The 22,647-nt window shown below is 35.8% G+C and carries 27 protein-coding genes; 23 read left to right on the forward strand and 4 right to left on the reverse strand.

The window, feature by feature from the left end; translation table 11 throughout:
* The first annotated feature begins 243 nt into the window (after positions 1-243).
* From OEV82_RS06685 to spoIID, 13 genes are all read left to right on the forward strand, one after another.
* On the forward strand, positions 244-630 hold the full coding sequence (locus OEV82_RS06685; RefSeq protein ID WP_173660945.1) for an ATP synthase subunit I: 387 nt from the start codon (positions 244-246) through the stop codon (positions 628-630).
* 5 nt (positions 631-635) lie between these two features.
* Positions 636-1,346, forward strand: a complete 711-nt coding sequence (gene atpB / locus OEV82_RS06690; protein ID WP_173660947.1) for a F0F1 ATP synthase subunit A — start codon at positions 636-638, stop codon at positions 1,344-1,346.
* 80 nt (positions 1,347-1,426) lie between these two features.
* The gene (atpE, locus tag OEV82_RS06695) at positions 1,427-1,639 is read left to right on the forward strand and encodes a F0F1 ATP synthase subunit C (protein WP_161919130.1); all 213 of its coding nucleotides are present in this window, start codon (positions 1,427-1,429) and stop codon (positions 1,637-1,639) included.
* 147 nt (positions 1,640-1,786) lie between these two features.
* Positions 1,787-2,302 (forward strand): F0F1 ATP synthase subunit B, encoded by a 516-nt coding sequence (locus OEV82_RS06700; RefSeq protein WP_173660949.1) that lies wholly within the window; start codon positions 1,787-1,789, stop codon positions 2,300-2,302.
* Positions 2,302-2,838: a F0F1 ATP synthase subunit delta gene (locus OEV82_RS06705; protein WP_173660951.1), complete on the forward strand. Its 537-nt coding sequence runs from the start codon at positions 2,302-2,304 to the stop codon at positions 2,836-2,838. Before OEV82_RS06700 ends, OEV82_RS06705 begins: the two co-directional genes overlap by 1 nt.
* A 25-nt stretch (positions 2,839-2,863) precedes the next feature.
* A complete protein-coding gene (atpA, locus tag OEV82_RS06710) occupies positions 2,864-4,378 on the forward strand; it encodes a F0F1 ATP synthase subunit alpha (protein ID WP_173660953.1) in 1,515 nt (504 codons plus the stop codon).
* 48 nt (positions 4,379-4,426) lie between these two features.
* Positions 4,427-5,284 carry an ATP synthase F1 subunit gamma gene (gene atpG / locus OEV82_RS06715; RefSeq protein ID WP_173660955.1) on the forward strand — a complete coding sequence of 286 codons (858 nt, stop codon included), beginning with the start codon at positions 4,427-4,429 and terminating at the stop codon, positions 5,282-5,284.
* Positions 5,285-5,334: 50 nt separating this feature from the next.
* Positions 5,335-6,756, forward strand: coding sequence for a F0F1 ATP synthase subunit beta (atpD, locus tag OEV82_RS06720; RefSeq protein WP_173660957.1), 1,422 nt, complete (start codon positions 5,335-5,337; stop codon positions 6,754-6,756).
* 23 nt (positions 6,757-6,779) lie between these two features.
* Positions 6,780-7,190 carry a F0F1 ATP synthase subunit epsilon gene (locus OEV82_RS06725; protein ID WP_173660959.1) on the forward strand — a complete coding sequence of 137 codons (411 nt, stop codon included), beginning with the start codon at positions 6,780-6,782 and terminating at the stop codon, positions 7,188-7,190.
* A gap of 567 nt (positions 7,191-7,757) precedes the next feature.
* Positions 7,758-7,994, forward strand: coding sequence for a DUF1146 family protein (locus tag OEV82_RS06730; RefSeq protein WP_173660961.1), 237 nt, complete (start codon positions 7,758-7,760; stop codon positions 7,992-7,994).
* 99 nt (positions 7,995-8,093) lie between these two features.
* The gene (locus OEV82_RS06735; protein ID WP_263061385.1) at positions 8,094-8,846 is read left to right on the forward strand and encodes a YwmB family TATA-box binding protein; all 753 of its coding nucleotides are present in this window, start codon (positions 8,094-8,096) and stop codon (positions 8,844-8,846) included.
* A gap of 34 nt (positions 8,847-8,880) precedes the next feature.
* Positions 8,881-10,188: a UDP-N-acetylglucosamine 1-carboxyvinyltransferase gene (murA, locus tag OEV82_RS06740; RefSeq protein WP_263061386.1), complete on the forward strand. Its 1,308-nt coding sequence runs from the start codon at positions 8,881-8,883 to the stop codon at positions 10,186-10,188.
* A gap of 461 nt (positions 10,189-10,649) precedes the next feature.
* Positions 10,650-11,678 (forward strand): stage II sporulation protein D, encoded by a 1,029-nt coding sequence (gene spoIID, locus OEV82_RS06745; protein ID WP_263061387.1) that lies wholly within the window; start codon positions 10,650-10,652, stop codon positions 11,676-11,678.
* A gap of 89 nt (positions 11,679-11,767) precedes the next feature.
* On the opposite strand, the gene OEV82_RS06750 is transcribed toward spoIID, so the two are convergent.
* Complete coding sequence (locus tag OEV82_RS06750) at positions 11,768-12,205, reverse strand: VanZ family protein (RefSeq protein WP_263061389.1); 438 nt, start codon at positions 12,203-12,205, stop codon at positions 11,768-11,770.
* A 233-nt stretch (positions 12,206-12,438) separates the two neighbouring features.
* Between OEV82_RS06750 and OEV82_RS06755 the strand changes: the two genes are divergently transcribed.
* The 7 genes from OEV82_RS06755 (at position 12,439) to fabZ (ending at position 18,526) form a co-directional block, all read left to right on the forward strand.
* Positions 12,439-13,266 (forward strand): M23 family metallopeptidase, encoded by an 828-nt coding sequence (locus tag OEV82_RS06755; RefSeq protein WP_263061390.1) that lies wholly within the window; start codon positions 12,439-12,441, stop codon positions 13,264-13,266.
* Positions 13,267-13,979: 713 nt separating this feature from the next.
* Positions 13,980-14,258, forward strand: a complete 279-nt coding sequence (spoIIID, locus tag OEV82_RS06760; protein WP_263061391.1) for a sporulation transcriptional regulator SpoIIID — start codon at positions 13,980-13,982, stop codon at positions 14,256-14,258.
* Between the two features lie 210 nt (positions 14,259-14,468).
* Positions 14,469-15,470 (forward strand): rod shape-determining protein, encoded by a 1,002-nt coding sequence (gene mreB / locus OEV82_RS06765; protein ID WP_173661056.1) that lies wholly within the window; start codon positions 14,469-14,471, stop codon positions 15,468-15,470.
* Between the two features lie 228 nt (positions 15,471-15,698).
* Positions 15,699-16,526 carry a flagellar hook-basal body protein gene (locus OEV82_RS06770; RefSeq protein ID WP_263061392.1) on the forward strand — a complete coding sequence of 276 codons (828 nt, stop codon included), beginning with the start codon at positions 15,699-15,701 and terminating at the stop codon, positions 16,524-16,526.
* Between the two features lie 62 nt (positions 16,527-16,588).
* On the forward strand, positions 16,589-17,428 hold the full coding sequence (locus tag OEV82_RS06775; RefSeq protein WP_263061393.1) for a flagellar hook-basal body protein: 840 nt from the start codon (positions 16,589-16,591) through the stop codon (positions 17,426-17,428).
* 247 nt (positions 17,429-17,675) lie between these two features.
* Positions 17,676-17,972: a DNA-directed RNA polymerase subunit beta gene (locus tag OEV82_RS06780; protein ID WP_263061394.1), complete on the forward strand. Its 297-nt coding sequence runs from the start codon at positions 17,676-17,678 to the stop codon at positions 17,970-17,972.
* A 131-nt stretch (positions 17,973-18,103) separates the two neighbouring features.
* Complete coding sequence (fabZ, locus tag OEV82_RS06785; RefSeq protein WP_263061395.1) at positions 18,104-18,526, forward strand: 3-hydroxyacyl-ACP dehydratase FabZ; 423 nt, start codon at positions 18,104-18,106, stop codon at positions 18,524-18,526.
* An 82-nt stretch (positions 18,527-18,608) separates the two neighbouring features.
* On the opposite strand, the gene OEV82_RS06790 is transcribed toward fabZ, so the two are convergent.
* Both OEV82_RS06790 and OEV82_RS06795 read right to left on the reverse strand, forming a co-directional pair.
* Positions 18,609-20,153, reverse strand: a complete 1,545-nt coding sequence (locus tag OEV82_RS06790; protein WP_263061396.1) for an LTA synthase family protein — start codon at positions 20,151-20,153, stop codon at positions 18,609-18,611.
* On the reverse strand, positions 20,150-20,464 hold the full coding sequence (locus OEV82_RS06795) for a hypothetical protein (protein ID WP_263061397.1): 315 nt from the start codon (positions 20,462-20,464) through the stop codon (positions 20,150-20,152). Before OEV82_RS06795 ends, OEV82_RS06790 begins: the two co-directional genes overlap by 4 nt.
* A gap of 208 nt (positions 20,465-20,672) precedes the next feature.
* On the opposite strand from OEV82_RS06795, the gene OEV82_RS06800 reads away from it, so the two are divergent.
* Positions 20,673-21,002, forward strand: coding sequence for a hypothetical protein (locus OEV82_RS06800; RefSeq protein ID WP_263061398.1), 330 nt, complete (start codon positions 20,673-20,675; stop codon positions 21,000-21,002).
* A 63-nt stretch (positions 21,003-21,065) separates the two neighbouring features.
* Here OEV82_RS06800 and OEV82_RS06805 read toward each other — a convergent pair whose 3' ends face one another.
* Positions 21,066-21,497, reverse strand: coding sequence for a YwpF-like family protein (locus OEV82_RS06805; RefSeq protein ID WP_263061399.1), 432 nt, complete (start codon positions 21,495-21,497; stop codon positions 21,066-21,068).
* A gap of 302 nt (positions 21,498-21,799) precedes the next feature.
* On the opposite strand from OEV82_RS06805, the gene ssb reads away from it, so the two are divergent.
* Both ssb and OEV82_RS06815 read left to right on the forward strand, forming a co-directional pair.
* Complete coding sequence (ssb, locus tag OEV82_RS06810; RefSeq protein WP_263061400.1) at positions 21,800-22,177, forward strand: single-stranded DNA-binding protein; 378 nt, start codon at positions 21,800-21,802, stop codon at positions 22,175-22,177.
* A gap of 28 nt (positions 22,178-22,205) precedes the next feature.
* Positions 22,206-22,352 carry a hypothetical protein gene (locus OEV82_RS06815; protein ID WP_263061401.1) on the forward strand — a complete coding sequence of 49 codons (147 nt, stop codon included), beginning with the start codon at positions 22,206-22,208 and terminating at the stop codon, positions 22,350-22,352.
* Positions 22,353-22,647: the final 295 nt, after the last annotated feature.

Genomic DNA, 22,647 nt, shown 5'->3' on the forward strand with positions numbered 1-22,647 from the left:
TGTACCCTAAAGTAGGGAAATGATAGGGTTTCCATTCCGGTGATAAAAAGAAAAAATGGATTTGATCTCGTAATTTCCAAAAAAATTGTGTAAATAATCGGACTAAACTAAATTATGAAAATATGTCTAAATGTTGAAGTGTTCTATTACATAACGACATATATGATTAAAAAATTAGTCACAAACGTAACAAGGTCCTATTGTATAATGGAAATATGATTTTTTTTAGGGGAACTAGAGCTTATGCCAGATATAGGAAATTTATTTAAGAAATACAAGCAATTCTTATTTTACTTACTTGCCCTATTAGTCTTAGGCTGGGGATTTACTCCTTATAAAACGATTTTTCTTGGATTAATTCTAGGAACCACCGTAAGTTTCATTAATTTATGGTTACTTTATAAAAAAACCATTAAATTTAGTGAAGCTGTTAAATATGGTAAAAAAATTTATTCCATTGGGACGCTGAGCAGATTTGCTTATGCTGCCCTTGCTATACTTATAGCGATGAAATTTCCAAATTATTTTAATATAATTGCTACTGTCATTGGTTTATTGGCATCTGTTGGTGTCGTCTTTGCAGAGTTTTTCATTATGTTCATTACTAAACGCAGCCAGGAAGAGAGGTGAGAAAAGTGAGTCATGGAAGCCCAACGACTGTATTATTCGGAATTCCTTTTAACTTATCGAATGTCCTTATGATTACTGTTGCATGTGTAATCGTGTTTTTGATTGCATTTTTATGTAGTCGAAATCTGCAAATGAAACCGACTGGAGCCCAAAACTTTTTAGAGTGGGTACTAGATTTTGTGAAAGGGATTATCAACAGTAACATGGATTGGAAAACGGGGGCTAGATTCCATCTACTAGCACTGACTTTAATTATGTACATATTTGTTTCAAACATGCTAGGTTTACCATTTGCTTTTTCAGTTAATGGAGAATTATGGTGGAAATCGCCTACAGCTGATCCATTACTAACCTTAACACTTGCTAGTTTGGTTGTTGGTTTGACCCACTATTACGGTGTCAAATTAAAAGGTGGAAAAGAATATATTACGGGATATAGTAAACCATTAAAATTCTTAACACCTATTAATATTATTGAAGAGTTTGCAAACACTTTAACACTGGGTCTCCGTTTATTCGGGAACATTTATGCAGGTGAAGTCTTACTTGGTTTAATTGCAGGACTTGGAATAAGTCATATCATTACTGGGGTGTTAGCATTCCCTCTAATGATGGCTTGGCAAGGGTACAGTATTTTTGTAGGTTCCATTCAAGCCTTTATCTTTACTATGTTAACAATGGTTTATATGTCACATAAAGTGAACAAGAGCCATTAATATATTATCTATTAAGTTCATTTTATGAACAACATAAACTTTTTTATATATTTTCATAATTTAAAAGGAGGAAGTTTTAAATGGGAGCTTTAGCAGCAGCATTAGCAATCGGTTTAGCAGCATTAGGTGCTGGTATCGGTAACGGTTTAATCGTTTCTAAAACAGTAGAAGGTATGGCACGTCAACCTGAACAAGCAGGTATGATGCGTGTAACGATGTTTATCGGTGTAGGTTTAGTAGAGGCTATTCCGATTATGGCCGTAGTTATTGCATTTATCGCGCTATTCTCTTAATAGTAGAAGCGGTGTATAAATTTTTAATGGCGGAGATATTTTTTAAAAGTACCTTCGCCATTCCTTTATGACGATAAACAACGAAGTGTATGTGTATATAGATTTCTTTAAAAGAAAACCCAGCCTTTGAAGGGAGTGAAGCTAAGCGTGTTATCTGAAGGTTTAGTAGTTGCAGCGGCTGCAGGTATTACATGGGGAGACGCTCTTTACCAATTAGTTGCATTTCTCGTCCTCATGTTGTTGCTAAAGAAATTTGCCTGGGGTCCATTAGTGAATGTAATGAAACAACGCGAGGAACATGTCGCGAGTGAAATAGATAAAGCTGAAAAAGCTAGAAAAGAAGCAGAAGAATTGTTAGCTCAACATCAACAAATGGTTAAGGAAGCACGCCAAGAATCGCAAAAATTTATCGAACAAGCGAAACTTCAAGGGGAAACCCAAAAAGAAGAAATTATCTCGGCTGCACGGCAAGAAGCAGAGCGCTTGAAAGAATCTGCTCGCTTAGAAATTCAACAAGAAAGAGAAAATGCAGTTAAAGCGTTACGTGAACAAGTGGCGAGCTTATCTGTACTAATTGCTTCTAAAGTAATTGAGAAAGAATTAGATGAGAAAGATCAAGAAGCACTTATTCAAGAGTATATTAAGAAGGCAGGAGAAGAGTAATGAAGGATACGATTGTAGCACATAAGTATGCGCTTGCTCTTTTCCAATTAGCCGAAGCAAACAATCTTGTTGATCAAATTGAAGAAGAAGTAAAAGTTGTAAAAGAAATTTTTAGTCAAGATAAACAAATTCTGTCCTTTCTAACGTCTCCAAAGATTGGAAAAGACAAAAAACGTGAACTCATAAACGAAGCATTTGGAGAGTTTAATCCATTTGTTATTAATACATTACTACTTTTATTAGATCGTCAACGTGCACAATACATACTGACGGTAATCGATGAGTTTATTCAAATCTCTTATGAAAATAAGGGGATAGCGAAAGCTCATGTGGAGTCTGTTCGTCCATTAAAAGACGAAGAAAAAGAAGCATTAGTAAGTGTGTTTGCGAAGAAATTGAACAAAAAATCGTTAGAAATAGAAAATACCGTAAACGAAGAGTTACTTGGCGGATTAAAAATTCAAATTGGAAATCGCATCTATGATGGAAGTCTGCGTGGAAAACTAGACGGCCTCAAACGCGAACTAATCGGATAAATGGTATTTAAGAGGGGTGAAAGAATTGAGCATTAAGGCAGAAGAAATCAGCGCTCTGATAAAAAAGCAGATTGAAAATTATCAGGCTGATATGACTGTAACCGATGTCGGTACCGTTATCGAAATAGGTGACGGAATCGCGCGTGTACATGGTTTAGATAATGCAATGGCTGGAGAGCTATTGGAATTTGAAAACGGGGTTATGGGTATGGCCCAAAACCTTGAACAGAATAACGTCGGTGTAATTATTTTAGGACCTTTCACAGATATACGTGAAGGTGCTGAAGTTCGTCGTACTGGACGTATTATGGAAGTACCAGTTGGTGAAGAATTAATTGGTCGTGTTGTAAACCCACTCGGTCAACCACTTGATGGATTAGGTCCAATCAAAACAACAAAAACTCGTCCAATCGAAAGTCCAGCACCAGGGGTTATGGATCGTAAATCTGTTCATGAACCACTTCAAACAGGAATCAAAGCGATTGACGCTCTTGTACCAATTGGTCGCGGTCAACGGGAATTAATCATCGGTGACCGTCAAACAGGTAAAACAAGTGTGGCGATTGACACCATCATTAACCAAAAAGATGAAAACATGATTTGTATTTATGTTGCAATTGGACAAAAGGAATCAACGGTTCGTGGTACAGTTGAAACTTTAAGAAGATACGGTGCAATGGATTATACAATCGTTGTATCAGCTTCTGCTTCTGAACCTGCACCATTATTATACATGGCTCCATATGCAGGTGTTTCTATGGGAGAAGAGTTCATGTACAACGGAAAACATGTTCTAGTTGTATATGATGACCTTTCAAAACAAGCTGCAGCTTACCGTGAATTGTCCTTGTTACTACGTCGTCCTCCAGGTCGTGAAGCATATCCAGGGGATGTATTCTATCTACACTCCCGTCTACTAGAACGGGCAGCGAAGTTAAGTGATGCAAAAGGTGGCGGTTCTTTAACTGCATTACCATTCGTTGAAACACAAGCAGGGGACATTTCTGCATACATCCCAACGAACGTTATCTCAATTACAGATGGTCAGATCTTCTTACAATCTGATTTATTCCACTCTGGTGTAAGACCAGCGATCAATGCTGGGTTATCTGTGTCACGGGTTGGTGGTGACGCGCAAATTAAAGCGATGAAAAAAGTTGCAGGTACACTACGTCTAGATTTAGCATCATATCGTGAACTTGAATCCTTCGCACAATTCGGTTCAGACCTAGATAAAGCAACCCAAGCAAAACTGGCTCGTGGTGTACGTACAGTTGAAATATTAAAACAGGATTTAAATAAACCTATTCCTGTTGAAAAACAAGTTATGATCCTTTATGCTCTAACCCGCGGATTCTTAGATGATATTCCAGTGGAAGATGTCCGTCGCTTTGAAAATGAGTTTTATAGCTGGATTGATCAAAACAAACCAGCTGTTGTTGATGAAATTAAGAAAACTCAACAACTACCTGCAGATGATGATATGGCTGAAACCATTAATAGTTTCAAGAAAACATTTATCACATCTGAATCGAAATAGACATCCTGACAGTCAGGATGTCCAACTTTAAAAAAGGTGGTGAATTGAGTGGCATCTTTAAGAGAAATAAAATCAAGGATTACATCAACACAAAAGACAAGTCAAATTACTAAAGCGATGGAAATGGTATCCACGGCAAAATTAAGTAAGGCTGAACAAAGTGCAAAATCCTTTTTACCATATATGGAAAAGATTCAGGATGTTGTTTCCAGTGTAGCTTCAGGTACAAGTGAAGTTACTCATCCAATGTTAGAACAGCGTCCAGTTAAAAAAACGGGTTATATTGTGATTACAGCTGATCGTGGGTTAGTTGGTGCATACAATAGTAACGTTATTCGTAAAGTGAACCAAATGATACAGAAACGTCATAAATCGCCGGATGAATATGGCATCATAGCCATTGGTAAAGTAGGACGTGACTATTTTAAAAAATTAGGTCACAACATTTTATTAGATATTGCCGGACTACACGACCATCCAACTTATGATGAGATTAACAATATTACTCGCCAAGCGGTAGGGATGTATTCAGACGGTACATATGATGAACTGTACTTAATATATACGCATTACAAAACTGTCATTTCTCACGAAGTTATTGCTAAGAAAATTTTGCCGCTTACAGACATTGAATCAACTGGTAGCAACTTATCCTATGAATTTGAACCAAATATTGAGGAAATATTAAACGTTTTATTACCTCAATATGCTGAAAGTTTGATTTTTGGTGCGATTTTAGAGAGTAAAGCCAGTGAATATGCTTCAGGCATGACTGCGATGAAAAATGCTACGGATAATGCAATGGAACTGATCGATGAACTTACGTTGCGTTATAACCGAGCTCGTCAAGATAAGATCACACAAGAAATTACCGAGATTGTGAGCGGTGCAGCAGCCTTAGAATAATATACTCGAGTAGCTTGAGTATGGAGTATTTTTAGTCAGGAGGGAAAAACATGAATAAAGGGACCATCCTTCAAGTAATGGGTCCGGTTGTTGACGTGAAGTTTGAAAACGGTCAACTACCAAAAATCTACAACGCATTACGTGTAGAATATAAAGCCCAATCTGCATCTGAAGTAGACATTAACTTAACACTAGAAGTTGCTACACACTTAGGTGACGATACCGTTCGGACAATTGCGATGGCTTCAACTGATGGTTTGGTTCGTGGAATGGAAGTCATTGATACAGGTGCTCCAATTTCCGTACCAGTTGGTGAAGCAACATTAGGTCGAGTATTTAACGTATTAGGTGAACCTATCGACTTAGATGAAGAAATCGCCAAAGATGTGGAAAGAGCACCTATTCACCGTGAAGCTCCAAAATTTGAAGAACTATCAACACAAGTTGAAATTTTAGAGACAGGTATTAAAGTTGTTGACCTACTTGCACCGTATATAAAAGGTGGTAAAATCGGTCTGTTCGGTGGTGCCGGTGTAGGTAAAACCGTTTTAATCCAGGAATTAATTCATAACGTTGCTCAACAACACGGGGGTATTTCCGTATTCGCTGGTGTTGGTGAACGCACACGTGAAGGAAATGACTTATATTTTGAAATGAAAGACTCTGGAGTTTTATCAAAAACGGCCATGGTATTCGGTCAGATGAACGAACCACCAGGTGCACGTATGCGTGTTGCCTTAACGGGTCTTACAATGGCTGAATATTTCCGTGATAAAGAAGGACAAGACGTACTTCTATTTATTGATAATATTTTCCGTTTTACTCAAGCAGGTTCTGAAGTTTCCGCACTTCTTGGCCGTATGCCATCTGCCGTTGGTTACCAACCAACACTAGCAACGGAAATGGGACAATTACAAGAGCGGATTACCTCTACTAATAAAGGTTCCGTAACATCTATTCAAGCGATTTACGTACCAGCCGATGACTATACAGATCCGGCTCCAGCAACAACATTTGCTCACTTAGATGCAACAACGAACCTAGAACGTAAACTTTCTGAAATGGGTATTTACCCAGCGGTTGACCCATTAGCATCCACATCTCGTGCTTTAGCGCCAGAAATCGTTGGAGAAGAACATTATGAAGTTGCCCGTAAAGTTCAAGAAACCTTACAACGTTACCGTGAATTACAAGACATTATTGCTATCTTAGGTATGGAAGAATTAAATGATGAAGATAAACTAGTTGTTCACCGTGCACGTCGTATTCAATTCTTCCTATCACAAAACTTCCACGTGGCTGAACAATTTACTGGTCAACCAGGTTCATTCGTACCAGTAAAAGAAACAATCCGCGGTTTTAAAGAAATTTTAGAAGGTAAATGGGACCATCTTCCAGAGGAAGCATTCCGTTTAGTTGGAACAATTGAAGATGCTGTTGAAAAGGCAAAACAAATGGGCGCTGAAGTTTAATTGGGAACCGAGGGGGATTATAAATGAGAACAATCGCAGTAAGTATTGTAACTCCTGATGGCCCAGTTTATGAATCGGAAGCGGAATTAGTTGTAGCAAAAGCAACTAGTGGAGAACTAGGTGTGATGGCAGGACACGTTCCACTCGTTGCACCACTAGCAATCGGATCTGTACGCGTAAAAACAGGAAACGAACAAGATGTTGTAGCTGTTACCGGTGGCTTTCTTGAAGTACGTCCAGATAAAGTAACGGTTCTCGCACAAGCTGCTGAAAGAGCTGAAGATATCGATGTGGATCGTGCTTTAAGAGCAAAAAAACGGGCTGAAGAACGTTTGAATCAAAAACGAGAAGCAAATATTGATCATAAACGTGCTGAATTGTCACTCAAACGGGCAATTAACCGAATTCAAGTTGCACAACTTGGCAAAAAGTAAAATTTTTCTAACATAATAAGAGTTGTGCCAAACGTTTTAGCGTAAACAAGAATGTCCTCTTAGTATAAATTGGCTAAGGGGGCATTTTGCATTAATGACAAGTTAGTCAAGTGCTAAAGGTCACGTATTTATTACAAAAAATAGAAATCTCCAAAGTAATCTTTTCACTTCAACTTACCCATTCCCAGCAATTGATTTTCAACAAAACAGGATATTGTGGATAAACAGGTGAATAAAGTGGATAACTATAGTTAGATTGTGGAAAATTTTTACAAGGTTGTTAGTAAAAACCACCTATTTTTGAATAAATGACTGTCGAAAAAGTACATTTTATGTTATAAAATGTACTGTTGGAAGTTTAAATAAACGATTATGTGTAAATGTGGATTAAAGTTATTCACAACGTGTGGATAAATTGTGTATTATTTTTTTGAATTGTCTACACATTTCGGTGCGGACAATTATGTATTTTCCTTTTAATGGGTTTGCAAACAAATAGTAAGATACTTAACGAAAAGGTATGTTAAAATACTGTTAGCGTCGAAAAGTATGTAAGGGAGTGTAACCATGCTTTTTAATTATAGTTTATATAGTATCTTTGGGATTGTGACAAACTTAGTATTTATCGGACTAGCATGGTGGGCTCTACAAGCACTCGATTTTGAAAAGTTTCTACGAAAAAATCGCGTTGGCCAAGCACGGATGCTTTATATTTTATTGGCAATTGCGATTGGAACAGTGGTTAGCGATTTCTTCTTAAAGTATTTTGATTGGTCCCAACAATTACCATTTATATTTGACTAAAGTACTATTGATCCCTTGAGTTTGTCAAAACTTGACGACATTTACCATGTATGACTTCTCCCAATTTAACCAACAATTTTAGTAAAGGGGAGAGGTCAGATGGTAAAAAATTTTGGAATATATGTCACAGTTTTTACGCTATTATTCGTTTTTATTCTCAATATTTTTGAGAAAGAGGCTAAAGTAACAACGGATTTTGATTTGAATATAATGAATGAAGTTATGAAACATAATGGACAAATGACAGGATGGTCCTTATTTGCCAGAGAAGAACTACCAGACGGACAAACCATACATGATTTGGAAATGTTGATGGAAAAATGGAAGAAACGATTTCCTCAATTTCTGTGGACTAAGAAAGTCAATTCCGATCGTATGACAATAAGTGGGACCGTTTCTGATAATACCCTTCATTATGTTGAAAACCTTCAAATCGTCGCTAACCTCAAAGAACAAAACATAATCCAAGGCTTTATTATGTATGAACTAAATGGAACAAAATGGAATAATGAAGTTAAAAATGAAATACATGGTAAAATAGAGCTTATTTTAGGTGAAATATTCCAGGATTCAACTACTTTTTTCTCTTGTATAAAGGGAGAGTTTGATGGTAATATTGATGAAGTCATTGTAAAAAAATCACAAAAAATTGTTGATAGCTTTAATGGGGAAATTATCGAAAAATTAGAAGAAAAAAACTTTACTTCGTTGACCGTTCATAGTCCGTTTTTTTCTCATGATATACAAACGGAAAATGGCCCCTTTAATATGCAAATTGCTTTAAGGGAAAACGGCATCGATAATAAAACAACCTATATAATTGGAACACCTATTATCACGATTGAATATTAATATAATTAGATACTGGACGCGGAGGGGAATACATTTGGAAAAAATCATCGTCCGCGGCGGAAAGAAATTGAACGGCACTGTAAAAGTAGAGGGAGCAAAAAATGCCGTTTTACCTGTAATCGCCGCTTCGCTTTTAGCTAGTAATGGAAAAAGTATCATTCATGATGTACCGGCACTTTCAGATGTATATACAATTAATGAAGTGTTACGTTATTTAAATGCTGAAGTAAAATTTGAAAATAATACGGTTTATATAGACGCTTCACGAGAGCTAACCTCTGAAGCTCCATTTGAATATGTTCGTAAAATGAGAGCATCTGTACTTGTGATGGGCTCCTTACTTGCACGTCTAGGACGCGCACGTGTTGCCTTACCAGGCGGATGTGCCATTGGAACAAGACCGATCGATCAACACTTAAAAGGTTTTGAAGCGATGGGTGCAGTTGTTCAAGTGGGTAATGGCTTTATTGATGCGAAGGTTGAAGGAAGACTTCATGGAGCAAAGATATATTTAGATATCCCTAGTGTAGGGGCTACTGAAAATATTATGATGGCGGCAACATTAGCTAAAGGTACGACCATCATTGAAAACTGTGCCAAAGAACCTGAAATTGTTGATTTAGCGAATTATTTAAATAGTATGGGTGCAAACGTTGTTGGTGCTGGTACTGAAACAATTCGCATTGAAGGTGTAGATGAACTGCACGGTGCTGAACATACCATTATTCCAGACCGTATTGAAGCAGGAACATTTATAACAGCAGCTGCTATAACTGGTGGCAATGTTCTTGTTAAAGGTGCTGTTCCTGAACATATATCTGCCCTAATTGCTAAATTAAAAGAAATGGGCGTTGAATTTGTTGAGGAAAAGGATGGCTTACGTGTTATTGCACCTGAAAAACTGAAAGCTGTCGATATTAAAACAATGCCATATCCAGGATTTCCAACAGATATGCAAGCTCAAATGATGGCACTGCTTTTGACAGCTGAAGGAACAAGTATGATTACGGAAACTGTATTTGAAAATCGCTTTATGCATGTTGAAGAATTTCGTCGAATGAACGCCAATTTAAAAATTGAAGGCCGTTCTGTTATAGTCAATGGTCCAGCTGAATTACAAGGTGCTGAAGTTGCAGCAACCGACTTACGTGCAGGTGCTGCATTAGTTATTGCTGGACTTGCGGCAGATGGCTATACTAGGGTTACTGAACTTAAACATATCGACCGTGGCTACGTAAACTTCCACGGTAAGTTAGCTGCCCTAGGTGCTGATATTGAACGTGTGAAAGTTGAAGAAAAATCGGAAGAATCAAGTACAACGACATCTATAGCAATGAACTAATGGGTCAGGGGCAATCTCCCTTGGTCCATTTTTATTTTATTGGTGTTTTGGCGGTTTCGAACAAGTGTCACTGTTATATTCTTGCCCGTATAAGACAACGCAGAAGGGAATACATATCATCAATATACCGCAAATGATATGTTATCCAATTTAAAAAAAATCATTCCAAAAATTCCTGATTTTTATTATAAAAAATATGCATTACCTCAACAAATATTCTGAAAAAATAAAGTTATAACCATTCATTTTTTAAATAAGTTTACAAAATGGATTGTGATAAGACAAACACCCTTTTGGATTATAGAAATCCAACGTTCAACAAAATAACACTCATTTCCAAATGATAGATTTTTGAAAAAAGTGATAGAAATGAATAATAGATTGGTATAAAAGAGGGCGGATTCCCATATAAATAAAATGTAGCATTTATAAATGTAGCATTTATATGGGAGGCGAAACGGTTGAAAAAGGTAAATCCAATAATGATTGTGGGTGGTATTCTACTAATAGCTATTATTATCATTCCAAGCATTCTAGTTCTCCCTTTTGCATCAGGTAAAACAAATTCAACAACAGGGGGTTCGGCCGTATTAGAGGAAAACAAAGATTGGAACAAATTATTAGAAGAGGCTTCTATGATTGATGTGTCCGTTTACCGTAAGGAAAAAGATGAGGTGGAAACGATCCCACTCGAGCAATATATAGTCGGGGTCGTCGCATCAGAGATGCCAGTTGAATTTGATGAAGAAGCCTTAAAAGCGCAAGCTCTTGCTGCAAGAACGTACGTCATTAAACAAATGATGTCAGACGTACAAAAGGGAATTCTAAAAGGGGCGGATATTAACGATACTGTTGAACATCAAGTTTATAAAGATGAAGAACAGTTAAAAGAACAGTGGAAAGGAAACTATGAAAAAAATATTAAAAAGATAAGAAAAGCCGTTTATGAAACGCGGGGGCAAATTCTCGTTTATGAGAATGAACCGATTACAGCATCATATTTTTCGATGAGTAATGGGTATACTGAAAATAGTGACGATTATTACTCTAGTGCATTTCCTTACTTAACGAGTGTTGAAAGTCCATGGGATACCGAGGCACCAAAATTTACTGTTGAAACGACAATTCCTGTCCATGTGTTTGAATCAACATTAGGTGTGAAGATCGATAGTAAGCATGTTGGGGAAATCGTATCCCGTACCGAAAGTAATCGTGTGGAGAAGGTAAGAATTGGTAATAAGGAATTTACTGGTCGTGAAATTCGCGATAAACTTGGCTTACGATCTACAGATTTTATTTGGGAACTTGCAGGTCAAAATGTCGTTATTACGACAAAAGGATATGGTCACGGGGTCGGGATGAGCCAATATGGTGCAAACGGTATGGCCAAGTCGGGAAAAACGTTTGATGAAATTGTTAAACACTACTATCAAGGTGTTGAAATTACTGACGCTACAAAATATATTGAACAATATGTTGTCAAAAAATAAACTTTATATAAATTATAACGAATATGCGTATAAACCATTCCCTATATAAAAAGCCTGTACGATATTCATACAGGCTTTTAAATATTCAATTAAAACTGTTTTCGCTCTTTATTTACAGTAAATGCTAATCTATCCATCCACGCACCTAATCTATTTTTCCTTTTAATATAGGAAAAGTGAACAATTATAAAGCCAACTATAACCCCAATGACATCCTTTACTAAATCAATGACATCGGCTGATCGGTATGGAACAAAGGATTGGTGAATTTCATCGATCAATCCCCACATACTCGCTACAATAGCAGAGAAAATACTTGTTTTCATCGTTAATTTCCCATCTACTAAAAAGTATAAGACGAAAAGCCCATATAAAATACCGAATTCTACTAAATGAAGCGACTCTTTAATAAATCCATCATAAACACGAAATTCAATATAAGCGTCGGCTGGTTTACTCGATAACAACCATATGAAGCTCATGTATGTAAAGGGAAGAACCTTTAAAACAATTCGAATAAATTTCATAAGTACCCCCTTTTACCATCATCATTGTGCACGTTTCTACTATATTTTACAAGAAAAAAGCTCAATCGTAACTCATTTTCATCTTACATTCATCACGATTATAGAAAAACAACAAAAAAAGACAGCTGTTAATGCATAAATAATCGTGAATTGCACAAAATAAACAAAAAAATTTCAATTTTAAGAGTATATAATTCTCGTTTTCTGTTCAAACTATGCTTGAGGTGATGAAAATGAGAGAGGAAGAAAAGAAACAATCTTCTCGCAAAATTGGCATGAAAAACTTCTTCAAAAAGAAATGGGTATTTCCTGCAATCTATATTGGAGCTGCGGCTATTTTACTCACCACATTTCTCGTGTGGCAAATGAGAGCACCTGAAAATGTTGAACAACCAGATTTTAGCTATGAAGAAAATGCACAAAGACAAATGGATGATGAAGATGCTCTTGAAGTAGGTAAAACTGTAGAAGATTTCTCTTGGCCAGTTGAAAATGAGGACGATGTAGAAATTGTCACATACTTCTATGATGCAACAGCATCTGAAGAAGAACAAGAAGCAGCAATCATTTATGACGGAAACAGTTTCTATCCAAGTACAGGAATTGCGATTGCAGCAAAAAATGGAGAAACCTTTGATGTACAAGCTGCAATGAGTGGTTCCGTAAAATCTGTGAAAGAAGATACTGTATTAGGAAATGTCGTTGTCGTTGAACATGCAAAGGGAATTGAAACAGTTTACCAATCATTGCAAGAAGTCAATGTATCTGAAGGTGACAAAGTAAAACAAGGAGATGTCCTTGGTAAAGCAGGCCGTAGCTTAATCAATGAAGAAGCAGGTGTACATGCTCATTTTGAAATCCGTAAAGACGACGTTCCGGTAAACCCGCTTGATTACTTCAAAAAATCTTTAACCACATTACAAAACCAAGAACTAAATGAAGACGATCAAGCAAATGAAGAAGCCGTTGAAGAGGCTAAAGATCAAGATGAAGCAGGAACGAGTGAAGAAGACACTTCAGATGAAGAAAACCGCGATGCCAATGAAAATGAACAAGAATAAATAGAAATCCCCCTTTGTGAAATAAATTAACCTGCCAGAAAATATACTGGCGGGTTTTTTTATTTCACATGGATCTTATTGATGTTTCCAAATCTATACATAAAAATGAATGAAGTTTCAAATCCTGACATATTTCTCAGGAAATATCAAAAAAATATGTCTAATCATAAAAGAAAAACCGAGATCAATAAAAATATCATCGAAACTTGTCCTATAAAACAACGATTCTATAATATAGACTGTCCATTTGGATAAGAACTTTTGCAAATCCATGGAAATTTCCCACTAACCCTTGTCCTTATTCGTTTTTTTGTGCATATTCTAGTCCCGGAAATAATACAATGTTACAAAATTAGAAAACATATTTGGCTGTCGAAAACCATTTTTGATGGAAGGCCAATTCTTCTTAAAGGGGAAAATTTTCCCCACTTTATCAACAAGAAAAAACATAAAGAGAAAGTGTTTGAGGTGAGGTTTCGTATTTAAGCAGCTTAGTTGAAATCGTAGACAAAAAGTATTCGACCTCCAGAAAGCTCTTGCGCTTTCTGCCGCATAAATACAATATAACATAGACTCTAGAACTATATACCTAGAAGGACCGTACATATAGTAAGTAGAAATATTTCCGAACCGTTTATGCGGAGTAATAGCAGTCATCAATGTAACCACGTGTCTCATTTCACACTTCTCTAATCCAAGGGGAGGCGAGTGGTGTGCACGATTACATCAAAGAAAGAACACTCAAGATTGGGAAATATATCGTGGAGACGAGGAAAACGGTTCGCGTTATTGCGAAAGAGTTTGGTGTATCGAAAAGTACAGTTCATAAAGATTTGACGGAAAGGTTACCGGAAATTAATCCAGAACTAGCAAATCAAGTAAAGGAAATTCTAGATTACCATAAATCGATCCGTCACTTACGTGGAGGAGAAGCCACAAAAATGAAATATAGAAGGAGGGAAGCGAAAAAAGAAACAGTTGTAAAAAAATAATAAAATCGAAACAGGTGTAAATAGAATAGCACCTGTTTTTTGTTTTATTCTAGAAATATTGAAATGGAAATTTAATATATTACAAAAATTGACATATTCTAGTAAAAAACGAAATTTATTGACAAAAAACTCTCCCTTAATGATTACGATTATGTTAAAATTGTTAATTAGTAAAGTTTATGAACGGAAGGTTAAGGAGGAAATTGAGAAATGTTTGCCAAAGATATTGGGATCGACTTGGGTACTGCGAATGTTGTGATAAATATAAAAGGAAAAGGTATTGTATTGAATGAACCTGCTGTTGTAGCAATTGATACAAATACAAACAAAGTTTTAGCTGTAGGTGAAGCCGCACGAAAAATGGTTGGCCGTACTCCTGGTAACATTGTAGCGATTCGTCCGTTAAAAGACGGTGTCATTGCTGATTTTGAAGTAACAGAACAAATGCTGAAACATTTTATTAATAAATTGAATGTAAAAGGCTTTTTATCCAAGCCTCGTATTTTAGTTTGTTGTCCAACGAATATAACAAGTGTTGAACAAAAGGCGATTCGTGAAACTGCAGCAAAAAGTGGTGGTAAAAAAGTTTACCTTGAAGAAGAACCGAAAGTAGCAGCAATTGGAGCGGGAATGGATATTTTCCAACCAAGTGGTAATATGGTTGTTGATATCGGCGGCGGTACAACCGATGTAGCTGTATTATCGATGGGAGACATCGTTACTTCTCAATCTGTTAAAATTGCTGGGGATCAGTTTGATACAGATATTTTAAATTTTATTAAGAAGAAATATAATTTATTAATTGGGGAACGTACAGCTGAAAGTATTAAGATTAAAATTGGAACCGTTTTTCCAAATTCTCGCGATGAATCGATGGAAATTCGCGGACGCGACTTAGTTTCTGGTTTACCACGTACAATCACTGTTCATTCAGCAGAGATTGAGGAAGCTTTACGTGAATCAGTTGAAATTATTGTCCAGGCTGCAAAAAATGTATTAGAGAAAACACCGCCTGAATTATCAGCAGATATCATTGATCGAGGTGTTATCTTAACGGGTGGTGGAGCATTACTGCACGGAATTGATACATTACTTGCTGAACAATTAAAAGTACCTGTCGTCGTCGCTGAAAATCCAATGGATTGTGTAGCAATAGGTACAGGAATCATGTTAGAAAATGTAGATAAAATTGAAAAACGGAACTTAATTTAATGTTTTGTGAGGCAAGCTGTTTTATAAATATAGTTTGCCTTTTCTTCATAAAGAAATATAATCGATTTTTGCGTTTCTTTTTATAAATAAAATGTACTGCCGAAAACAAAGAAATCGTTTATAATAAATAGTAGAGATTTTTGATCGGCAAAGCGCTAGAAGTTGGATTGATGAAAAGAATGTCATGGATCACATTCTTACTGCAACAATGGAAGAGAGGTTCAAATTATGTTTCGAGGCTTTTATCATGCTGCTTCTGGGATGCTTACACAACAAAGACGAGTAGAAATGCTAACCAATAACTTAGCTAATATTCATACACCTGGTTACAAAGCAGATCAATCATCGGTACGTGCCTTTCCAGAAATGTTACTGCAACGGTTAGAGACAGAGAAATCGCCAACAGGAAATGTAACAACCAAAATGTCGCGAATTGGCTCAATTAACACGGGAGTGTATGTACAAGATTTGACGCCCAAATTTAAACAAGGGGACTTGAATAAGACGGAATTAAGTACGGATTTGGCATTAAATAATATTACAATGCCAACAAATGCGGACGGAATGGTTGGGAGCATTTTTTTTACCGTTGAAAATCCAGATGGTGGCCTGCAATATACACGTAATGGAAACTTTACGTTAGACGGTTTTGGGTTTTTAACTAATGCAAACGGCCAATATATATTAGATACGGCTGGAAATCCAATTCAATTAACAAGTGACCAGTTTACTGTTACCACTGATGGTTGGATACAACAAAATGGTCAAAATGTAGCACGACTTGGTATTGGCTATGCTGAAAATCCAACCGAATTAACGAAAACAGGAGAAGGTCTTTTCGCATGGAATGATGGACAAGCTTTACCTTCTGCTTATGAAAATGATCAAGTTTCTTTTTCTATACAACAAGGATACCTTGAACGTTCGAATGTCGATGCAACTGAATCGATGACAGAAATGCTTGCTGCCTATCGTACGTTTGAGGCCAATCAAAAGGTCTTACAAGCTTATGATCGGAGTATGGATAAAGCCGTTAATGAGATCGGTAAAATTTAAAATTCAAGGTTTCAATAAAAATGCGTTCAGTTATTTTCTCTTCCATATTGAGGTGAATAAGATTGAGTCGAATTACATATACAGCACTGAATACGATGAGCCAATTGCAAAAACAACTAGATATTATTAGTAATAATGTCGCAAACGTGGATACAACAGGATATAAAAAGCAGCGCGCCAGCTTCCAAGAACTCCTCATACAGCAACATAATAACCACTCGGTAAGTGATCGATCCCCACGATTAACTCCAGAGGGTGTTCGCATTGGTACGGGTGGAAAAGTTAGTCAAATTCAAACGATAGCAACCCAAGGTTCTCTAAAAGATACCGGTCGTTCTTTAGATTTTGCTTTAACTGTACCAAACCAATATTTTAAAGTGTTGGCGCCAAATGGAAATGAATTAAACATTCATTACACAAGAGATGGAGCCTTTTATTTATCACCAATAAATGATTCGGAAGTTGCGCTTGTTACGAGTGAAGGGCATTATGTTTTAGACCAAGACAACAACCCGATTATTTTTAATGGTGATTTAAAAAAAGTTGCTTTAGGCGATGATGGTATGGTTACGTTCTCCAATGAAACTGGTGATTCGGAAAGCTTTGCTTTAGGAATTGTACAAATCCATAATCCGCAAGCCCTTGTTAAAACAGGAAACAATTTATTAACAATACCTGATCACTTCCAAAACGATGATATAACAGCTGATGATCTTATTGTTCCACTCGTTGGTGCGGCACGTGACCAAATTGGATTGCAACATCAAGCATTAGAACAATCGAACGTTGATTTAATTGAAGAAATGACGAATTTAATACAAACCCAGCGCGCCTACCAATTACAAGCAAGAGCCATTACTTTAGCTGATCAAATGTCTGGTTTAGTGAATGGCATACGTTAGTTGCATTTCATTTAGTAAATAATAACAAGCATGATTTTTACTACTTATCATAAACATAAGTTTAGAAGTTCATTCACTTTTTAAAAATCATACTAGTCAACTGCTGTGATTTGGAATGGTTATTCTACACAAACACCCTAATATATCAAAGGATTGAAATGGTTTGGTAGCGAAATAAATCATAAGATCATTTCGAATGAAAGTTTGTGGGCTTTCATGCAGTCTGAAAAAAGGGGATTGAACGATTGTGGAAAATATAGATGTTCAAAGTGAAACCCGTCAAGAGCGACGTCAACAAAAACATGAAAATACAAAAGAAGAAAAACAAAGGGTAAGAAAGCCGAAAAAACTGCGTGTAAAACTGATACCGATTTGGCTTAGAATCATCATTGTCCTCGTTCTTGTTGTGGTATTTTTCTTAATTGGTGCAATGATCGGTTATGGTGTCATTGGAGAGGGTAGCCCGTCAGACGTATTTAAACCATCAACATGGTCACATATTACTGACATTATTGATGAGGGAACACCAGCGGAAGCAGAATAGTAAAAAAGCTTCCGTATTTTTTGTGAGTGATTTTTATTCATACATTTATCCAAGGTTGCATTTTTACGGTTCATATGCGTTAATAAATTCATACATAGTTGCGTCAATATTTATGAAGGAGGAAATATAGGATGCTCGATATAAACGAAATTAAAAAGGTGATTCCCCATCGGTATCCGTTTTTACTAATTGATAAAATCGTAGAAATAGAAGAGGATAAGCGTGCCGTTGGAATCAAAAATGTTACAGCAAATGAACCTTTTTTCCAAGGTCATTTTCCAGAATATCCCGTTATGCCAGGTGTTCTCATTGTGGAAGCATTAGCACAAGTTGGTGCTGTTGCTATTCTCGGTAAGGAAGAAAACCGTGGTAAACTGGCGTTATTTGCAGGTATTGACAATTGTCGTTTTAAACGTCAAGTAAAACCTGGTGATACATTACGGTTAGAAGTAGAAATTACAAGGGTACGCGGACCAATTGGGAAAGGTCGTGCGGTTGCAACCGTTGATGGCGAAGTTGCATGTCAAACAGATATTATGTTTGCGATTCAATAAAAAGAGTATATTTCGATGTATGACAAACAGTCCAAGGCTCTATAAACTGCAAGTTCTTGGACTGTTTTGATTATGATTGTTTTTACTTTCCCTGCTCTAACATTTTTATATAATCATCTTGGAGGATAGAATTGTTATAAAAAAGTGAGTTTTTGTCTAATTCACGATTCAAATAGCTATAGCCCAATTCTTCTACAAGTGTTTGTTTTTCGGAAAAGAGATTAGTTCCTAGTCCAAGTCGATCCCCTTCGATTTTAACCCCTAGACTTGCGAGGATTGTTGGATATAAATCTAAATTTGTAAATTTCCTGTTATTGGTTTTAACGGGTTCTTCTTTCGTATTAATGAAAACATTATATGTTGTCCTTTCATAATTGTCTGCTAATTTAACTTTATAAAAATCATCCGATTGCATACTTAAATGATCACCGAGTATGACTAAGGTTGTTTGGTCAAAAAACGATTGTGATTTAAACCACTCTACAAACTCATGCACTTGTTTAGATGTATGGGCATAGACATTTTCATACTGTGTTGGAAACGGGGCTTTTGTTTCATCTTCTAAATAGCCGTCAGGAAAGTGTGTATTTACAGTTAATATCGTAAAACTAAAAGGTTCATCTTGGCTCGCATAATCAATAAGTATTTCTTTAGCCCATGCAAAAAGATCTGAATCATCGAATCCCCACCAAACTTTATCTTCAATTTTCATTCGACCTTCCTGAATGGATCGATTCAAATCAAATATTTCGTAATTACCGTGTTTTGTAAAATAATTTTTCCGTCCGCCATATTCTGCTTCAGAACCAGCGATAAATCCTAATTGATAACCTTCATTTTGTAAAATATCCCCTAACGTATAAGCTCCGGCTAGGAAGTTTTCGTAATTAGTATAATTATTATCACCGATTGGTATATGTAACGGTATGCCTGCCGTTGTAGATACTAATCCGGCTATCGTCCATTGGGTACGTGAAATGGGGAATGCTCCACCAATTTGATCTGTATGTGAAAAATTCAAATGATTTTCGGCAAGTGCAGTTAATTCAGGTATAACGTTGTAGTCCCATCCACCACCGCTTCCCCGATCCATCATTGTGTTTTCCATTGATTCCAAATAAAGGAGAATTAGATTTTGCTTTTGCTCAGGAAATTCAATGGCAATTTTTCTACCATCAATATAATAATCCTCATAAATCGTAGTATAATCGGAAAGTCTTTTTATATAATCATCAATTCCAATAATTTGATATGAAAGCAGGACCGTGATAAGGAAAGAGATAATCCCGTAAGAAATTCGATATTGAGAAGTCCAAGCAATTGGATTGACATTGAAACCGACCATTTTTTTATTAAAATGAAGCTCAATAATATATTTTCTTTTACTAAAATTTTTTAAAGGTAGGATGAGTAATAAAAAAACGGCAATAAATGGAACAATACTTTGTTTTATTGCAGATTGGAAAACTTCTGGTGCCGCCCCTTTTAATCCATTTGCTAACGTATAAATAATTTCATCAACATTTTGATTTGAAAATTGAACAAGGATATAAAATGTAACGGTAATAATGAGTGAAGAACAACTAAGAAAAATAATAGAAATTAACGTTTTCACAATATGGATCATTTTTTCTTATTCTCCACCTTTAGTTTCACTTTTACGTTTAATTCCAAAAATCTGTAAACAATTACAATGATGAGGACAATAACTAGGGCAGTCATGCTGTATTTAATCGTAAAAGAAGGGGTAAATAAAAATTGCTGTTTTTCTCTAAAATAATATACAATCGTGTAACAAATAAAGTTTGTCAAAAACATAAATAAAGACAAAATTCCGAATAATTCCATAATGTTAAGTTTTTCCTCAGTTAATTTTAAATAAAATAGCAACCCAATCAAAGAAGGTAAGATCAAAGCCATAACTTCATTAAAAGTCATCTTTTTCCTCCTCTTATTCAAGGTAAATATTGTAAAAATAAATACGTAAATTATAGTATTGCCCAAAATGAAAGGGTTCTTACAAGCAAGTTCACGTTATAAAATTTGAAAGGAAAAATTTAATCTATGCAAGTTCTTTAAAATTTTGGGCAATATAACATTGACCGTAGATAAGGTCAATACTTATGTATTAGAAAGGAGTAAAATAATGAATCGTTGGTTAAAAATTTTAGGAAGCTCAATTCTAGCTTCAGCTTTATTATTTGGTTGTGCAAATAACGAGGAAGATCCTGCCCCTCCAGAAGATAATAATGTAGATGAAAATCAAGATTTAAATGATGATGTCAATGATAAAGATGGGTTAATGGAGGATAATGATACAGACGATGGAGATCGTGATCGTGGTGTGAATGATGATGATGGTATATTAGAGGATAACTTAGACGATGACGTTTTAGATGATGATAAGAATAATGGTGAAGATATCATTGAAGACCCTGATGATGTACGTGACGAAGATCGGAAAGATAATAAATAATGAATGATTTAAGTATGCCCAGGGGAAGATACACTATTTCCCCTGATTTTTTTAAGTGTTGGTTTAAAGTTTCTTTTTGCGAATGATTTCTGTTTTATCTTTCATTTTTTGTTTAAAAGACGTAAGTAATTCATTTCCACCAAGCCCCGTTTCCAGTAGTGCCTCTAACAACTGTTCAGCGTATCCCGTTGTTCGGTTCAATTTGCCTTCAAATAAAATACTAGCGTTTTCCCCGATTACTTTTTGAGAAATAATTTGAACTAGAAAAGGTGCCGGTTCGTTATCTTTTTTAGTAATGACAGTATATACTGAGATTTTCTCTTCGGATGAATATTCTTGGAATAGGTCCAAATATTTTTTATCAACAAAAACCTCAATGATCCACGTATTGATTTCATTCTCTTTATTAATAATAAGGGCATCAATTAACGGGATAGAAACGACATCCCCTTTTTTATCTACTAAATAAAAGGATACTAATTTAAACGTTTTCAAACGCATCACCTTCCCAAAAAATGTCGGATTGTTCTTAATATTACTTTATCACGTTGCATATTCTTTTTCATTTTCTTTAATAAAAAAGCGTTATTTTTACATAAAAACGTCATAAAAAAAAAGAAAAAATTATTATAAAAAATGATTTTCCTAGTAGACTTTTACATTGAAAATTAAATTTTGAATGGGTAAAAGTAGGTAAAATCATGGTAAAATCATTAAAAACTAAAAAATCGAAATTTTACAAATGATAGTTACTGGACTAAAATAAAGGCAGCAAAAGGAAAGGAGGGAAACATCATTTGATCAATCAGGTGACACTTGTTGGAAGGCTAACGAAAGATCCTGAACTAAAAATTACGCAAGACGGGACTGCGGTAGCGAATGTCACCTTAGCTGTTAGCCGTAATTATCGAAATAGTAATGGAGAAATTGAAACTGACTTTGTCCAATGTACCCTCTGGAGAAAAACGGCCGAAAATACGGTCCAATATTGTCGTAAAGGAACCATTATTGGCATAACTGGCCGAATACAAACGAGAAGTTATGAAAACCATGAAGGAAGAAAAATTTATGTAACCGATGTTGTCGCAGACAATGTCCGGTTTTTAAGCAGCAAACCGCAAGAAAAAGAAAAAGAAGAAAAGAGTGAAAAACCGATCGCTGCTGGTCAAGCATAAGTTATCTTAAAGAAAGGAGGAGGTGGTGTTGCAAGTAAAGTTTGATCAGAACCACCAACTAGAAGAAATGGTCCAATTTCTCATTCGAATACTTGGCAAAACAAATGAAAAAATCGTTGAATTAGAAGAGAAGTTGAGAAGGCTCGAAGTTGAAAGAGAAAAGGAAGAAATGTAAACCATTGAGGAGTATAAGGAAAAGGAATCATTATTGTAGGGAAAAGTCAAAAGAAAATGAAGAACCATTTGTTGTGGGAAGGGATAGTGAATAGAGACTACAGAATATCATCTGAAAAGAGAAAAGGTAAAAAACTGACATGTAGAAAAGGCAAGGTAAAATAGACAAGGCAATCTAACAAAAACAAAAATGAGGATTTCAATAGGCGATCAAAAGATAACGTAAACTGGGAAAACAAAAGCATGTTGAGAAAAGGAACGATGAGTGACAAAAGATTGAAGGAAAAATGAAACAA

It is taken from the genome of Pallidibacillus thermolactis (genome assembly GCF_025660415.1).
Taxonomy (GTDB): domain Bacteria; phylum Bacillota; class Bacilli; order Bacillales; family Caldibacillaceae; genus Pallidibacillus; species Pallidibacillus thermolactis.

What these genes read in the sequence shown, in the direction of transcription:
- OEV82_RS06790 (WP_263061396.1), bottom strand. Translation starts at nt 20,153, where the DNA reads ATGATCCATATTGTGAAAACGTTAATTTCTATTATTTTTCTTAGTTGT.
- mreB (WP_173661056.1), top strand. Translation starts at nt 14,469, where the DNA reads ATGTTTGCCAAAGATATTGGGATCGACTTGGGTACTGCGAATGTTGTG.
- OEV82_RS06725 (WP_173660959.1), top strand. Translation starts at nt 6,780, where the DNA reads ATGAGAACAATCGCAGTAAGTATTGTAACTCCTGATGGCCCAGTTTAT.
- OEV82_RS06755 (WP_263061390.1), top strand. Translation starts at nt 12,439, where the DNA reads ATGAGAGAGGAAGAAAAGAAACAATCTTCTCGCAAAATTGGCATGAAA.
- atpE (WP_161919130.1), top strand. Translation starts at nt 1,427, where the DNA reads ATGGGAGCTTTAGCAGCAGCATTAGCAATCGGTTTAGCAGCATTAGGT.
- OEV82_RS06705 (WP_173660951.1), top strand. Translation starts at nt 2,302, where the DNA reads ATGAAGGATACGATTGTAGCACATAAGTATGCGCTTGCTCTTTTCCAA.
- atpD (WP_173660957.1), top strand. Translation starts at nt 5,335, where the DNA reads ATGAATAAAGGGACCATCCTTCAAGTAATGGGTCCGGTTGTTGACGTG.
- OEV82_RS06770 (WP_263061392.1), top strand. Translation starts at nt 15,699, where the DNA reads ATGTTTCGAGGCTTTTATCATGCTGCTTCTGGGATGCTTACACAACAA.
- OEV82_RS06730 (WP_173660961.1), top strand. Translation starts at nt 7,758, where the DNA reads ATGCTTTTTAATTATAGTTTATATAGTATCTTTGGGATTGTGACAAAC.
- fabZ (WP_263061395.1), top strand. Translation starts at nt 18,104, where the DNA reads ATGCTCGATATAAACGAAATTAAAAAGGTGATTCCCCATCGGTATCCG.
- OEV82_RS06795 (WP_263061397.1), bottom strand. Translation starts at nt 20,464, where the DNA reads ATGACTTTTAATGAAGTTATGGCTTTGATCTTACCTTCTTTGATTGGG.
- OEV82_RS06735 (WP_263061385.1), top strand. Translation starts at nt 8,094, where the DNA reads ATGGTAAAAAATTTTGGAATATATGTCACAGTTTTTACGCTATTATTC.
- OEV82_RS06750 (WP_263061389.1), bottom strand. Translation starts at nt 12,205, where the DNA reads ATGAAATTTATTCGAATTGTTTTAAAGGTTCTTCCCTTTACATACATG.
- OEV82_RS06685 (WP_173660945.1), top strand. Translation starts at nt 244, where the DNA reads ATGCCAGATATAGGAAATTTATTTAAGAAATACAAGCAATTCTTATTT.
- OEV82_RS06800 (WP_263061398.1), top strand. Translation starts at nt 20,673, where the DNA reads ATGAATCGTTGGTTAAAAATTTTAGGAAGCTCAATTCTAGCTTCAGCT.